14 protein-coding genes are annotated in these 14,315 nt (G+C 69.0%); 6 read left to right on the forward strand and 8 right to left on the reverse strand.

Translation table 11 applies throughout. The features are described from left to right. Positions 1–22: 22 nt before the first annotated feature. Both rpsI and rplM read right to left on the reverse strand, forming a co-directional pair. Positions 23–415, reverse strand: coding sequence for a 30S ribosomal protein S9 (gene rpsI / locus ABD927_RS08450; RefSeq protein WP_345248270.1), 393 nt, complete (start codon positions 413–415; stop codon positions 23–25). Positions 416–425: 10 nt separating this feature from the next. After that, a complete protein-coding gene (rplM, locus tag ABD927_RS08455) occupies positions 426–854 on the reverse strand; it encodes a 50S ribosomal protein L13 (RefSeq protein WP_345248272.1) in 429 nt (142 codons plus the stop codon). A 364-nt stretch (positions 855–1,218) separates the two neighbouring features. Here rplM and ABD927_RS08460 point away from each other — a divergent pair, with 364 nt between their 5' ends. Then, positions 1,219–1,746: a hypothetical protein gene (locus ABD927_RS08460; protein ID WP_345248274.1), complete on the forward strand. Its 528-nt coding sequence runs from the start codon at positions 1,219–1,221 to the stop codon at positions 1,744–1,746. A gap of 179 nt (positions 1,747–1,925) precedes the next feature. Beyond that, the gene (locus ABD927_RS08465; RefSeq protein ID WP_345248276.1) at positions 1,926–2,348 is read left to right on the forward strand and encodes an OsmC family protein; all 423 of its coding nucleotides are present in this window, start codon (positions 1,926–1,928) and stop codon (positions 2,346–2,348) included. Between the two features lie 38 nt (positions 2,349–2,386). Here ABD927_RS08465 and coq7 read toward each other — a convergent pair whose 3' ends face one another. Then, positions 2,387–3,067, reverse strand: a complete 681-nt coding sequence (gene coq7 / locus ABD927_RS08470; protein WP_345248278.1) for a 2-polyprenyl-3-methyl-6-methoxy-1,4-benzoquinone monooxygenase — start codon at positions 3,065–3,067, stop codon at positions 2,387–2,389. Positions 3,068–3,347: 280 nt separating this feature from the next. Here coq7 and ABD927_RS08475 point away from each other — a divergent pair, with 280 nt between their 5' ends. Together ABD927_RS08475 and ABD927_RS08480 are read left to right on the forward strand one after the other, a co-directional pair. Next, positions 3,348–4,406 carry a porin gene (locus ABD927_RS08475; RefSeq protein ID WP_345248280.1) on the forward strand — a complete coding sequence of 353 codons (1,059 nt, stop codon included), beginning with the start codon at positions 3,348–3,350 and terminating at the stop codon, positions 4,404–4,406. A gap of 324 nt (positions 4,407–4,730) precedes the next feature. Further along, positions 4,731–5,765, forward strand: coding sequence for a porin (locus tag ABD927_RS08480; RefSeq protein WP_345248282.1), 1,035 nt, complete (start codon positions 4,731–4,733; stop codon positions 5,763–5,765). 140 nt (positions 5,766–5,905) lie between these two features. Here ABD927_RS08480 and ABD927_RS08485 read toward each other — a convergent pair whose 3' ends face one another. Continuing rightward, positions 5,906–6,853 carry a PDR/VanB family oxidoreductase gene (locus ABD927_RS08485; RefSeq protein WP_345248284.1) on the reverse strand — a complete coding sequence of 316 codons (948 nt, stop codon included), beginning with the start codon at positions 6,851–6,853 and terminating at the stop codon, positions 5,906–5,908. 79 nt (positions 6,854–6,932) lie between these two features. On the opposite strand from ABD927_RS08485, the gene guaD reads away from it, so the two are divergent. After that, positions 6,933–8,255: a guanine deaminase gene (gene guaD, locus ABD927_RS08490; protein WP_345248286.1), complete on the forward strand. Its 1,323-nt coding sequence runs from the start codon at positions 6,933–6,935 to the stop codon at positions 8,253–8,255. Positions 8,256–8,331: 76 nt separating this feature from the next. Here the strand turns inward: guaD and ABD927_RS08495 are convergent, their stop codons facing one another. Both ABD927_RS08495 and ABD927_RS08500 read right to left on the reverse strand, forming a co-directional pair. Then, complete coding sequence (locus tag ABD927_RS08495; RefSeq protein WP_345248288.1) at positions 8,332–9,723, reverse strand: chloride channel protein; 1,392 nt, start codon at positions 9,721–9,723, stop codon at positions 8,332–8,334. Positions 9,724–9,893: 170 nt separating this feature from the next. Next, complete coding sequence (locus tag ABD927_RS08500) at positions 9,894–11,771, reverse strand: chloride channel protein (protein WP_345248290.1); 1,878 nt, start codon at positions 11,769–11,771, stop codon at positions 9,894–9,896. 72 nt (positions 11,772–11,843) lie between these two features. Here ABD927_RS08500 and ABD927_RS08505 point away from each other — a divergent pair, with 72 nt between their 5' ends. Continuing rightward, entirely contained in the window at positions 11,844–12,308 is a 465-nt protein-coding gene (locus tag ABD927_RS08505) for a MarR family winged helix-turn-helix transcriptional regulator (protein ID WP_345248292.1), read from the forward strand. 72 nt (positions 12,309–12,380) lie between these two features. Here ABD927_RS08505 and ABD927_RS08510 read toward each other — a convergent pair whose 3' ends face one another. Both ABD927_RS08510 and ABD927_RS08515 read right to left on the reverse strand, forming a co-directional pair. Continuing rightward, complete coding sequence (locus ABD927_RS08510; protein WP_345248294.1) at positions 12,381–13,349, reverse strand: Bug family tripartite tricarboxylate transporter substrate binding protein; 969 nt, start codon at positions 13,347–13,349, stop codon at positions 12,381–12,383. Positions 13,350–13,424: 75 nt separating this feature from the next. Then, complete coding sequence (locus tag ABD927_RS08515; protein WP_345248296.1) at positions 13,425–14,246, reverse strand: TauD/TfdA dioxygenase family protein; 822 nt, start codon at positions 14,244–14,246, stop codon at positions 13,425–13,427. Between the last annotated feature and the right edge of the window lie 69 nt (positions 14,247–14,315).

Raw genomic sequence — 14,315 nt, forward strand, 5'->3', positions numbered from 1 at the left:
GCATGCGGACGATCGAAGCCGATCAGCGCTTGCTGAACTGCTTGCGGCGTCGCGCCTTGTGCAGGCCGACCTTCTTCCGTTCCACTTCGCGGGCGTCGCGGGTGACGAAACCCGCCTGCGACAGCGCCGGCTTGAGCGTGGCGTCGTAGTCGATCAGCGCGCGGGTGATGCCGTGGCGCACCGCACCGGCCTGGCCGTTCTCGCCGCCGCCATGGACGTTGATGTGGAAGTCGAAGGACTCCAGGTGGCCCGTCAGATCGAGCGGCTGGCGCACGATCATGCGGCCCGTTTCACGGGCGAAGTAGTCGTCGACCGGCTTGCCGTTGACGACGATCTTGCCCGAACCCTTCTTGAGGAACACACGCGCCACCGAGGTCTTGCGGCGGCCGGTTCCGTAATTCCAGTTGCCGATCATGCGCGGCTCCTCAGAGTTCCAGCAGCTTGGGCTGCTGGGCGGTGTGCGGATGCTCGGCTCCGGCGTACACCTTCAACTTCTTGATCATGGCGTAGCCCAGCGGGCCCTTCGGCAGCATGCCCTTGACGGCCTTTTCCAGGGCGCGGCCCGGGAAGCGCTGCTGCATCTTCAGGAACGTGGTTTCGGTGATCCCGCCCGGGTAGCCCGAGTGGCGGTAGTACCGCTTGTCCTGCGCCTTGTTGCCGGTCACGGCGATCTCGGCGGCGTTGATGATGACGATGTAATCGCCCGTGTCGACGTGAGGCGTGAATTCAGGCTTGTGCTTTCCGCGCAGACGGCGTGCGACTTCGCTGGCCACACGACCCAGGACTTTGCCCTTGGCGTCAATCACGAACCAATCACGCGTCACTTCCTGCGGCTTCGCGACGAAGGTTTTCATAGGAATCTCTGTGACGGTGTTGCGCAGCCGGCACGCGCCGGCGCGCTTGCGGCCCGGGAAGCCCAATGCGGAAAAATACCGCGGGCGCCCCTGACGGCCCTGCCCCGAACCCGTCCGCCTAGGCATTGTCTAGTCTGCTAGTGCGAAAGGTAAGGCAAGCTTTTGATTATAAGGGGTTTCCAGCGGCCACGGCAAGCAAAAAAAAGCCCGAAGCCGTGAGGCTTCGGGCTAATCCACCAAAGGAGGAGGGTGGAGGAGACACCGTTGGAGGTGCTTCGCGGTGCTATCCGACGATATCGAGGGGCCCGGGGCCGTGTCGACATACGAAGCGCCATCCGTTGAATCCATTATAGGAAAGCGTTTTGTGCAATGCAAGAAGTTTTTTGGCCCGCATGCCATATGCCGGCTTACCATTTCATCTTGCAAAATCCTTACGGATCAACAGGTTACGCTTGAACGTATGGCAAAAAAGACACAACCCATGCAGAGAATCATAGGCTGCTACCGCGCATGCTTCCTTGATCTGGATCAATCCGGTGTGTCTTCTGCTGCTTCGCACAAGCGGAAATTCGCCAGAACGGGCGTGGCAACGAGCAAAAAAAAGCCCGAAGCCGTGAGGCTTCGGGCTAATCCACCAAAGGAGGAGGGTGGAGGAGACACCGTTGAACGGCGCTTCGCGGGGCTATCCGACGATGCCGAGGGGCCCGGGGCCGTGTCGACATACGAAGCGTCATTCGTTGGATTCAGTATAGAGACGTTTTTTGTGCGTCGCAAGATTTTTTTGAAGTGTCTCGAATATGCCGAAAAGCGCCATGGCAGGCCTGGACAACACCACGCACTTGGCGATTTTTCGCCGTTCTGGCGCCGGTTCGACGCCGTTCGTGGCGGCTGAGCGCCCACATCCTCTTGGACATCGCTCCCGTCATCCGGTTCACGACTACCCGCCGGGCATGCGCTTTGTGCAAAGCACCATCCGGCCTCGCCAGGCCCGCCGCCGTCCGGCGCGCATGCTCGGTATCATTCGCAATAAGCGCGCCTGCACCAGGCCGCGGCACATGAAGGATTAAACCGATGGAATGCACGGTTCGCTGGGGCGGCCCCGATGGGATGCTGTTCACGGCACAGACAGGCAGCGGGCATGTCGCCGTCATGGACGGCGCGCCCGATGGCGGCGGCAACAACCTGGCCCCCCGGCCGATGGAACTGCTGCTGGCAGGCACCGGCGGCTGCACCGCCTACGACGTGGTGCTCATCCTCAAGCGCGGCCGGCATGCGGTCACGGGCTGCTCGGTGGCGCTGCAGGCCGAACGCGCCGAAACGGATCCGAAGGTCTTCACCAAGATCCATTTCGCGTTCACCGTGACCGGCAAGAACCTGCCGCCGGCGGCGGTGGAACGGGCGGTGCAGTTGTCGCACGAGAAATACTGCTCGGCCTCGGCCATGCTGGAGAAAACCGCCGACCTGACCTGGTCGGTGCAGATCGCCGAGGCCTGAGCGCGGCCCCCGCCTGCCAGGCGTGGCCGGACAGACGGTCAGATGTAATAGGCCGTGCCCGTCATGACGCGGGAGGCGGCCCGCATCGCGCCGCGCACCGGCGCCGGGAGCGGCCGCGCGCCGGCGCGTTCGGCCCGCAGGCGGTGCTGGCGCTCGTCTTCGCGCATCTGCTCCACGATCGTCAGGGAACGCACGTCGGCCGCCGGCAGCGACGCCAGGTGGCCTTCCAAGTGGCGCTCGACCTGCTTTTCCGTTTCGGCCATGAAGCCCAGGTTCCAGGCCTCGCCCGCCTTGCCGGCCAGCGCGCCGAGCGCGAAGGCCCCGGCATACCACAGCGGATTGAGCAGGCTGGTCCGCGAGCGCAGTTCGCGCAGGCGCTGCTCGAGCCATACCAGATGGTCGACCTCTTCGGCGGCGGCGTCGGCGAACAGGGCCCGCGTGGCCGGCTCGGAACATGTCAGCGCCTGGCCGCGGTACAGCGCCTGCGCGCAGATCTCGCCAACGTGGTCGACCCGCATCAGCCCCGCGGCATGCCGCCGCTCGGCCGGGGTCAGCGCCTGGTCGGCATCGGCTGCCGCGTCGGCGGCCGCCACGGTGGCCGGCCCGCCGGGCATGGGCCGGGCGCCGGCCAGCGTGCCCGAGAGCACCTGCAGCGCGCGGTCGGCCTCGGCCAGCAGGCTGTCGAACGCAGAAGACCTGCGGAAACTGGACGCAACCATCGCTCATGACTCCTTGAAACGCCAAGCCCGTCCAGTATAGGCAAGTTTCGCCGCCCGCCCTCACCCTCCGGCCCGCGGCGCGCGCCCCGCCGGCGGCACGACACTGCGCGAAGGCGGCCGGGGCAGCTCCGACTGTTGCCTGCAAACGACAAACAACCGTAAATGCCGCCGGCCCGAAGCGCCTGTAACGCAGGCCTCATGTTGCGTCTTCATTCTTGGCCTCCGTGCACGAGCAAGTCCTCATGTGCCGCAACCTGATCAAGAACTCTGGAGTACTCAATTGAAAAAGACCCTCATCGCCGCGGCTCTGCTGGCCGGTTTCGCCTCAGCCGCCCAGGCCCAGAGCAACGTCACCCTGTACGGCATCGTCGACATGGGCTATGTCAACAGCAAGAACGATGGTTCGTCGGCCACCAGCGCGCTCGACAGCGGCGTGCTCGGCAGCTCGCGCTTCGGCTTCCGCGGCAGCGAGGACCTCGGCAACGGTCTGAAGGCCAACTTCCAGCTGGAAAACGGCTTCAAGGCCGACGACGGCTCGCTGGGCACCGACAAGACCATCTTCGACCGCGCCGCCTGGGTCAGCCTGTCGGGCGGCTTCGGCGAACTGCGCCTGGGCCGTCAGGACAGCCTCGGCTTCAACTGGTTCCGCGGCGCCATCAACCCCTTCGGCAATGCCTACCTGCAGGCCCAGAGCAAGACCGTGTTCAACGGCGGCGCCCCGCTCACCGCGATCGAAGACCGCCTGAGCAACAGCGTCTTCTACTACTCGCCCTCGTTCAGCGGCTTCCAGGCGGCGGTCGGCTACAGCTTCAATCCCAACGCCGGCGAAACCGTGGGCAACGACGGCGACACGCCGGTCGTCTCGCTGGGCGCCCGCTACCAGGCCGGCCCGCTGCTGGCCGTCGTGACCTACGAACAGAAGAACGCCGCCGACGTGGCCGTCGCTCCGGCCAACAGCGACATCAAGAACCTGCAGGTCGGCGCCACCTACGACTTCGGCGTGGCCCGCCTGCACGCCGGCTACGGCCGCCTGACCAATGCCCGCTTCAACTCGGCCTCGGACGACGAAAACACGTATCTGATCGGCGTGTCGGTGCCGTTCGGCGCCAGCACCATCCTGGCCAGCTACCAGCGCAACGACAACGCGAACCGCAACGCCGGCCGCAACGACAAGGCCATCGACGGCTTCGGTCTGGCCTACAACTACTCGCTGTCGAAGCGGACCACGCTGTACGCGATGTTCGACACCTTCGGCGACTCGATCCTGCGCGCCGGCAGCACGACCGGCGCCACCGGCGACCGCCGCGAACTCGCGGTGGGCGTGCAGCACAAGTTCTGATCGTCCTCGACCTCCGGTACGCGCCCGCGTACCGGCCGCGCGGCCGGCCCTCCCCGGGCCGCCGCCTGCGCGTTCATCCCGCCGTCAGCGTTGGTAACTTCCAACCACGGACGTAAGTATTGGTAAAAACACCGGCTTTGCAAGCGTTGCAGTTTGGTGTGCGCCCCCCTTTTTTGATGGAATAGCTCCTAACTTCCACCCGGAAGTACCGAAGACCGACGCGATAGGCTGGCGCTGCGACACCCCGAGTTCTCCAAGCCGCCCCATCGCGCCCCCAGCCAGGTTCACGCCCGGTCGACGGTCAAATTTGGAGATCCGAACATCATGAAAAAAACCCTGATTGCCGCCGCCGTGCTGGCAGGGCTGGGCGCCGCCGGCGCCGCCCAGGCCCAGAGCTCGGTCACCCTGTATGGCTTGATCGACGCAGGCTATTCCTGGTCGAAGGTCGAAGGCCAGAAGTCCCGCAACGCGATCGATAGCGGCCTGGCGAGCGAATCGCGCTTCGGCCTGCGCGGCACCGAAGATCTCGGCAACGGTCTGAAGGCCAACTTCCTGCTGGAAAGCGGCTTCGGCGTCGACGACGGCTCGACCTCGTCGTCCAACTTCTTCAGCCGCCAGTCGTGGGTGGGCCTGTCGTCGGACAGCTTCGGCGAACTGCGCCTGGGCCGCCAGTTCATCCTCGGCACGTCGTTCTTCACCGGCATCGATCCGTTCGGCACCACGTTCCGCCAGGCGGCCATGGGCTCGACCTTCATCGCTGCCGACCAGATCCGCGACAGCAACATGGCCATGTACTACACCCCGACCTGGAGCGGCTTCCAGGCGGCCATCGGCTATAGCTTCAACCGCTCGAGCAACGAAGTGCCGCGCACCGGCGCCAACAACCGCGCCATCACCTCCGGCCTGCACTATGCCAACGGCCCCCTCGAAGCCGCGCTGACCTACGACCAGGTCGAGCCGGCCACCGGCGGCGGCGTGGGCAAGTCCACCCAGCTGGGCGCCGCCTACGACTTCGGCGTGGTCAAGCTGCACGCGGCCGTGGCCGACCAGCGCAACGTCGCGGTCAACGTCGGCGATGCGCCCACCGGGCTCACCAACCGGATCTTCAGCGACAAGACGATCTCGTGGATGGTCGGCGCCTCGGCCCCGATCGGCAACGGCTCGCTGTTCGGCTCCTACCAGAAGGCCAAGGACTGGGACATCAAGGGCTTCAGCGTGGGCTACACCTACGCGCTGTCGCGCCGCACCGATGCCTACGCCTTCTACAGCGACATCGACAACGTCGACAACATCGGCCGCAGCGCGGCTTCCGACATCTCGTCGAAGCAGCTCGGCGTCGGCCTGCGCCACAGGTTCTAGGCCTACCCCTGGGCGGCCCTTACGGGCCGCCTCCCCTCGAGGGGCGGCGCTGGCGGACCGGCAGAGCCGGATCCGCGGCGCCCTGGATGGAGCCGGTGCCTTGCATCGGCTCTTTTTCTTTTTGGCGTATCGCCCCCGCGTCAGAGATCGAGCACCAGCATCGGCGTCTTCGAGCGCGAGCAGCACGGCAGGAACTGGTCGTTGGCGTCGTGCTCGGCGTCGGTCAGGTACAGGTCGCGATGGTCGGGCACGCCTTCCAGCACGCGGGTCAGGCAGGTGCCGCACACGCCCTGTTCGCACGAGGTCAGGACTTCGACGCCGGCGGCGGCCAGTGCTTCCGTCACGGTCTGGTCGGGGGGAATCACGACGATCTGGCCGGTGCTGGCGATCTTCACCTCGAAGCTGCCGTCTTCGGCGGTGGCGGCCGGGGCCGCCGAGAAATATTCGCGATGCACGTTCTGCTCTGGCCAGCCGGCGGCCTTGGCGGCATTCAGCACGGCGTCGATGAAGCCGCCGGGGCCGCATACGTACAGGTGCGTGCCGGCATCGGGCTTGCCCAGCACCGCGGCCAGGTCGATCCGCTTTTCGGGCGGTTCGCTGTCGTGGTAAAGATGGGCCTTGCCTTGCAGGTCGGGCTCGGCCAGCCGGTCGCGGAAGGCGGTGCGCTCGGGCGAGCGGGTGCAGTAGTGGAATTCGAACGAGGCGCCGATGTGCGCCAGCCGCTCTGCCATACAGAGGATGGGCGTGACGCCGATGCCGCCGGCCAGCAGGATCGAATGGCGCGCCTCGGCCGCCAGCGGGAAATGGTTGCGCGGTTCGCTGATCTCGACCTCGTCGCCCTCGCGCAGCGCGTGCATGGCCACCGAACCGCCGCGCGACACCGGGTCGCGCAGCACGCCCAGCATGTAGCGATGGCGGTCGTTGGGGTTGTTGCACAGCGAATACTGGCGTACGAGCCCGTTGCCGAGATGGACATCGATATGCGCGCCGGCCGAGAATGCCGGCAGCGGCGTGCCTTCGGGATCCGCGAGCTCGAAGGCGCAGATGTCGGTCGCGGTCTCGAATTTCCTGGTAATCCTGACTTTCATTCCTGCCTTCCCTGAAAGATAGCCGCTCTTTTTAGCATATCGCCGGGCCGGGCCCGGCACCAGGCCGTGAGGATGCGCCATGCCCGATACGCCTTCAGTCCGCGCGCTGCGCGGCCCCGCGCTGAGCTTCCGGGCCGATCCGTTCGAGGCGGGCGACGACCTGGCCATGCATCACGAGCCCGATGCGCTGGTGATCATCGAGAACGGCCGCATCCGGGATTTCGGCGACTACCGCGCGCTGCGCGGCCGCCTGCCCGCCGGCGCGCCCGTCGCGCACTATCCCGACGCGCTGATCCTGCCCGGCTTCATCGACGCCCACGTACATTATCCGCAAACGCAGATCATCGGCGCCTACGGCCGCCAGCTGATGGACTGGCTGGGCGACTACACCTACGCGGCCGAACAGCGATTCGCGGACCCGTCCCATGCGCGGGCGGTGGCGCGCCTGTTCCTGCGTGAAACGCTGCGGGCCGGCACCACGACGGCCGCGGTGTACTGCACCGTGCATCCCGGTTCGGTCGACGCCTTCTTCGACGAGGCGCTGCAGGGCGGCCGCCGGATGATCGCCGGCAAGGTGCTGATGGACCGCAATGCGCCGGCCGCGCTGACCGATACCGTGCAGCGCGGCTACGACGAATCGGCGCGGCTGATCGACGCCTGGCACGGCCGCGGGCGGCTGGCCTATGCGGTCACGCCGCGCTTTGCCGGCACCAGCACGCCGGCGCAGCTGGAGGCGGCCGGCGCGCTATGGCGCGAACGGCCCGGCACCTACATGCAGACGCACATCGCGGAAAACCGCGACGAGATCGCCTGGATCAGGCAGCTCTATCCCGAGCGCCGGCATTACCTCGACATCTACGACCACTACGGGCTGACCGGCCCGCGCGCGCTGTTCGGCCACTGCATCCACTTGTGCGACGACGAATGGCAGTGCCTGCGCTGCACCGGCTCGGCCGCGGTCCACTGCCCCACCTCCAATCTGTTCCTGGGCAGCGGCCTGTTCCGCATCGACCGCGCCAAGGGCGGCGCTGCGCCGCTGCCGGTGGCGCTGGCCACCGACGTCGGCGCCGGCACCAGCCTGTCGATGCTGCGCACGATGGGGGCCGCCTACCAGGTGGCGCAGCTCGGCGGCACCGCGCTGTCGGCGCCGCAGGCCTTCTACCTCGCCACCCGCGGCGCGGCGCAGGCACTGCATCTGGAACATGCCGTCGGCTCGATCGCGCCAGGGCTGGAAGCCGACCTGGTGGTGCTCGACCTGCGCTCGACGCCGCTCATCGCATTCCGCATGGAACGGTGCAAGGATCTGGCCGACGCGCTGTTCGTGCAAATGACGATGGCCGACGAGCGCGCCACGCGGGCCGTGTACGTGGCGGGCGAACTGGCCTACGAACGGCCCGCCTGACGCGACGATGCCGCCGGCCGCTGGATCGCCGGCGCGGCGCGAGCGCGGCCGGACCCGGAACGAGCGGCGCCGCGCCTCAGTGCGCCGCCGCGGCCGCCCGGCCGACTTCCACCTGCGCCTGCCGGCGGAAACGCCCCGCGGCCAGGTGGTAGAAGGGCTGCGGGCAGAACTGCCGCGACACGACCGAGGCGGTGAGCGAACCGGCCAGCAGCCAGAACAGCATCGGCTGGCTGCCGGTCATTTCCATCACGACCACGCTGGCGGTCAGCGGCGCCTGGGTGGCCGCGGCCAGGAAAGCCGCCATCGACAGCAAGACCAGCACGCGGCTATCGACGCCAGCGCCGGCCCAGTGCGCGATCTGCTCGCCGATGCCGGCGCCGGTGGTCAGCGCCGGCGTGAAGATGCCGCCCGGGATGCCCGCCCAGTACGACGCCACCGTGGCGGCCAGCTTGGCCAGGCCGAAGCCTCCCGGCACCGCGTGCTGGCCCGACAGCAGCGCGGCCGCGCTCTGGTAGCCCGTGCCATAGACGGCGCCGCCGGTGAGCGCGCCCAGCACCGCCACGCCCAGTCCCAGCGCGCCGGCGGCATAGACCGGATGGCGGCGGATCCACGCGCGCCAGGCGTGCGGCGCCGCGCCGGCGGCGCCGATGCCGAGCAGGCGGGCGAAGATGCCGCCCAGCGCGCCGTTGAGCGCGCCGCAGGCCAGCACCCAGCCCAGCATGCCGTGCGCCAGCGGCGCGCCGGCGAAAACGCCGAAGTAGGGATTGTTGCCGGCCAGCGCGACCACCAGGAAACCCGCCGCCAAGACGCCGATCAGCACCAGCCGCTGCCAGCGCAGGGCCGTGTCGCGGCCCAGCTCCTCGATCGCGAACACCACGCCGGCCAGCGGCGCGTTGAACGCGGCGGCCAGGCCGCCGGCCGCGCCGGCGGCGATCAGTTCGTTGGCGTGGAAGCCCTTGAGCGGCACGCCGCGCGCCTCCCAGAAACGGCCCCAGGCCAGCATGACGGCGGCGCCGACCTGCACCGACGGCCCTTCGCGGCCGATCGAGGCGCCGGCCAGCATGCCGCCGAAGGTAAGCGGGATCTTCCACAAGGTTTGCCGCAGCGACACCAGCGTCGCCTGGACCTGTCCCGCAGGCAGGGACAGGCTGCCGATTACCTGCGGAATGCCGCTGCCCGAGGCGTAGAAGGCCAGCCGCAGCGTCAGCCAGCGCAGCGCGGCCAGACCGCAAGGCAGCACCAGGAAGGCCAGCCAGCCGTGGGCGGAGGTCCACGCGGCGTTCCATGCCAGCGCGCGATCGGCCATTTCGGCAAAGGCCAGCGACACGAGCGCCACCAGCGCGGCGCCGCCCAACAGCAGCCCGACGCGCAGGCTCTTGCGGGAAAGGCGCGCGGCCTGGCGGAATTTGCGGCGCGCGAGGCGCCGCGCGCCGACCAGCCAGCGGTGCGCCGGGAGATGCTGATTCATCGCGGAAACGGGATGGCGGGCGCCCGCGGGCCGCCCGCTTCAAGGACTATGCGAAGGCGACACTATAGCGGAACGGCTCCGGCCGGCGCGGACGGGCGCCACCGGCCCGCTCCGCGCCCCCTCCTTCGCTCCCTGCGGCGCGGCCGGGGCTGGCGGATGCCGGCGCCGTCCTACGGCCGTCCGGCCGCCTGCCGGCGCACGCCGTCCCAGGGCCGGAAAGCGCGGCGGATGCGTTCTTCTTCCAGGCGCTGCGCGCGCACGCGCATCAGGTCCTTGCGGCCCACGATGCCGGCCAGGCGGCCAGTGGCGCGGTCGACGACGGGCAGGCGGCCCACGCCGGATTCGGCCATGCGGTCGGCCACGGCGCCGGTCAGTTCGTCGGGATAGGCCCGCAACGGCGGAGCGCCGGATACGGCGTCTCCCACGGCAGCGCCGTGCAGCTCGGGCCGGCCCAGCCACGCCAGGCAGTCCGCGCGCGTGACCATGCCGACCACCACGCCGGTTTCGTCGACCACCGGCAGCGCGGTATGGTGCGGCCCGGCCGTCGTGAAGCGGCCGATCGCCTGCCCCACCGTCGCATCGGCGGGCAGGGTGTCGACCTCCCGCGTCATGACCGCATCGACCCGCACCAGCTGGAACGGGTCGACGTGATATTCGCGCGCCACGTGGTGGCCGCGCCGCGCGATCTTCTCCGTCAGGATGGAACGCTTGAGCAGCAGCACCGTCACGCCATAGGCGAAGGCGCAGGCGGTGAAGGCCGGCAGCAGCAGGTGCAATTCGCCGGTCAGTTCCACCGCGAACAGGGTGGCCGTCAGCGGCGCGCGCATCGTGCCGCCCATCATCGCGGCCATGCCCAGCGCCGCCCACAGGCCTGGATCGGCAGACGGCAAGAGGCCGCCCGCCAGCGCGCCCAGCGCGCCGCCGAAGATCAGCAGCGGCGCCAGCACGCCGCCCGAGGTGCCCGAGCCGAGCGCGATGGCCCAGATCACGCTCTTGACCGCCAGCAGCGACACGATCGACGACGCCGGCAGGTCGCCCGCCAGCAGATGCCGGATGTTGTCGTAGCCGACGCCCAGCGCGGCGGGCTCGATCAGGCCGCCCACGCCGATCGCCAGGCCGCCGACGGCCGGCCACCACATCCAGTGCAGCGGCAGCTTCTGGAACAGGTCTTCGGCGCCGTACACCATGGCGGTGAGCACGCCGGAGCCCAGCCCCGCCAGGATGCCGATCGCGGCCCAGGCCGGGAATCCGCCGCCGGCGCCGCCCGACAGCATGGCGGCCAGGCCATCGCCCGCGAAGGCGCGGCCGGCATAGGGCAACGCGGCCGCGACGTGGTAGGGAAACAGGGGCGCCGGGTCCAGCAGCAGCGTGCGGCCGGCGGCCGCCACGGCGGCGGCCACGGCCACCGGCAGGAAACTGCGCGGCTTCCATTCGAACAGCAATAGTTCGACCGCCAGCAGCACCGCCGCCAGCGGCGTGCCGAACACCGAGGTCATGCCGGCCGCCGCGCCGGCCACCAGCAGCGTCTTGCGCTCGGCCGAGGTCATGTGGAACAGCTGCGCGAACAGCGAGCCGATCGCGCCTCCCGTCATGATGATCGGCCCTTCGGCGCCGAACGGGCCGCCGGTGCCGATCGACACGGCCGACGACACCGGCTTGAGCAGCGCCACCTTGGGCTGGATCCGGCTCTGCCCGATCAGGATCGCCTCCATCGCCTCGGGAATGCCGTGGCCGCGGATCTTTTCGGACCCGTAGCGGGCCATCAGGCCGATCAGCAGGCAGCCGGCCACCGGCACCAGCACCGTCCACGGGGCGGGCGAGGCCGGCAGCGGCAGGGCGGCGGCGGTGAAGCGGCCGTAATAGGCGATGTTGGTGCACAGCGCGATCAGCCGCAGCAGGAACCAGGCGGCGCCGATGCCGGCGGCGCCCACCACGGCCGCCATGGCCGTCAGGCGCAGCACGCTGAGGTCGGTGGTGAAATCGCCGAGGCGCGGCGCCTGCGCCGGTGGCGCGACCGGCGCGGGCGCCGGGACGGAGGAAGGTTTCATGAAGGCAGGAGGACGGGGGACAATGATCGTTCGGATTTTCTATTAATATCGTATCACGATATATTTGCCGACATGCCCTCTCCTGCCACGCCGAGCCGCCGCGCCGGCGCCCGCCTGACCCACGACGATTTCGCCGCGCTCGCCTCGCTGCGCTACGAACTGCGCCGCTTCACCGCGTTCAGCGAAACGGCCGCCGCCGAAGGCGGCCTGACGCCGCAGCAGCACCAGGCGCTGCTGGCCATCAAGGGCAGCCCCGACGAGCGGCTGACGGTGGGCGGGATCGCCGAGCGGCTGCTGCTGCGCCATCACAGCGCGGTCGAGCTGGTGGACCGGCTGGCGAAAATGGAACTGGTCGCGCGCACGCCCGACACGCAGGACCGGCGCCGCGTCCAGGTGACGCTGACGCCGCTGGCCGAGCAGCGGCTGGAAGTGCTGTCGCACGCCCACCTGGAGGAATTGCGCGCCCTCGGTCCGTTGCTGCGCGCCCTGCTGGACCGCATCGGCGAAGAGGACGGCGCGCGGGGACGGGGGGGCTGAAGCGTCCCGAGGCCGGCGGGCCGCCACGCCGCGGCCGAAGACCCGCGGCGCGGCCCGAAGGCCGGGCCGGACTCACTGCTCGACGCGGATATCCGCCTTGCGCGCCACCTCGCGCCACTTGTCCATTTCGCGCCGCACCAGCCGGCCGAAATCGTCCGGCGTACCGGGCGCCGGATCCGCGCCCATGGCCTGCAGCGTGGCCCGCGTTTGCGGATCGTTCAGCGCCTTGACCAGATGTTCGTTGAGATAGGCGATGGCCTCGGGCGGCGTCTTGGCGGGCGCCTGCAGCCCGAACCAGTTGTAGGCCTCCAGCTGCGGCAGCCCCACTTCGGCCATGGTCGGCACCTCGGGCATCAGCGGCGAGCGCTGCGGATTGCCGAGCGCCAGCGCGCGCAGCTTGCCGGCCTGCACCGGCTGGATCAGCACCGGCACCTCGGTGAACAGCAGCTGGATCTGGCCCGAGATCGTATCGGTGGTGGCCGGCCCCGTCCCCTGGTAGGGCACGTGGACCATCTTTACGCCGGTGACCTGCTGGAACAGTTCGCCGATCAGGTGGGTCGACGCGCCCACGCCCGACGAGCCGTAGCTGAGCTTGTTGGGATGCGCCTTGCCGTAGGCGATCAGGTCGTTCACCGACTTGACCGGCAGTTCGGGGTTGACCACCAGCAGCTGCGCCATGTCGACCATGTTGCCGACCGGCGTGAAATCCTTCAGCAGGTCGTACGGCAGCTTGTCGCGCAGAACGGCGTTGAGCACCGAGCCACCCAGCGAGAACATCACCATCGTGCTGCCGTCGGCCGGCGCGCGCGCCGCCGCGCTCATGCCTATCGTGCCGGTGGCGCCGGGCCGGTTCTCCACCACCACCGGCACGTTCATGGTCTTGCCCATCTGCGTGGCCACCACGCGCGTGACCACGTCGCTGGGGCCGCCGGCGGTGTACGGCACGATGACCTTCACCGCGCGCGGCGGCGTGAACTGGGCGGCGGCGGGCAGGCAGAAGCAGGCCGCGGCCAGCGCCGCGACGGCATACGATCGTTTCATGGTGTCTCCGTTGCGTTGTAGTTGTCGTCATGCTGGGCGGCGGCCGCTTCTGCGGGCGGCCTGCCGCCGCATCGCCTACTGCTCCATGATGGTGGAGCGCCAGTGGATGCGTTTCTGGTCGAGCGGATAGCCGCCGGCGGCGGCGTGGATCAGGCAGCGGTTGTCCCAGATCACGTAGTCGTACTGCTTCCATTGATGGCGGTACTGGGCGCCGGGCTGGAACAGGTACTCGAACAGCTCCTCGGCCAGCGCGTCGCTCTCGGCCCGCTCCATGCCGACGAACTCCAGGAAGTGCACCGGATTGATGTACAGCGAGCGGCGCCCCGTTTCGGGATGCACCTTGACGACCGGATGCACGGCGGGCGGCAGGTCGCGGTCTTCGGGGCTGAGCAGTGCCACGCGCCGCGTGCGGCCGCCGTAGACGAAGCGCGCGTCCAGGCCGTCGATCCGCGCGCGCAGCGATTCCGGCAGCGCCTCGTAGGCGGCCTGCATGTCGGAGAACAGGGTATCGCCGCCCACCGAGGGAATCTCCAGCCCGTACAGCTGCGTTGCCTTGCAGACCTCCTGGTCCCACGGGCCGTCGGTATGCCACGCATCGCCGCGGCCGTACACGGCCTGGTTGACGGTGCCCCCCGACGTCTTGGTTTCCAGGCCCATCCGGGTCAGCTCGGGGTAGTCCGGGTGGCGGGTCTTGCGCACGCGGTGCGGCTTGAGGCGGCCGAAGCGGCGGCCCAGGCCCAGGAACTGCTCGATGTCGAAATGCTGGCCCCGCACGGCCATGACCTTGGCGTCGAGCCAGGTCCGGTACACCTGGGCCCACTCCTCTTCGCCGAGCCGGTTGAGGTCGATGTCGCTGACGATAGCGCCGATGCCCGCATCGGCCCGCTCGATTCTCATGCCTGCGTCTCCTTCGTCTCTGCCTGATTGGTCGTTCCATTTAACAGAACGAACGGTCTATTTTTAATC

Source organism: Pigmentiphaga soli (assembly GCF_039541095.1).
In the GTDB taxonomy this organism is placed as follows: Bacteria; Pseudomonadota; Gammaproteobacteria; order Burkholderiales; family Burkholderiaceae_B; genus Pigmentiphaga; species Pigmentiphaga soli.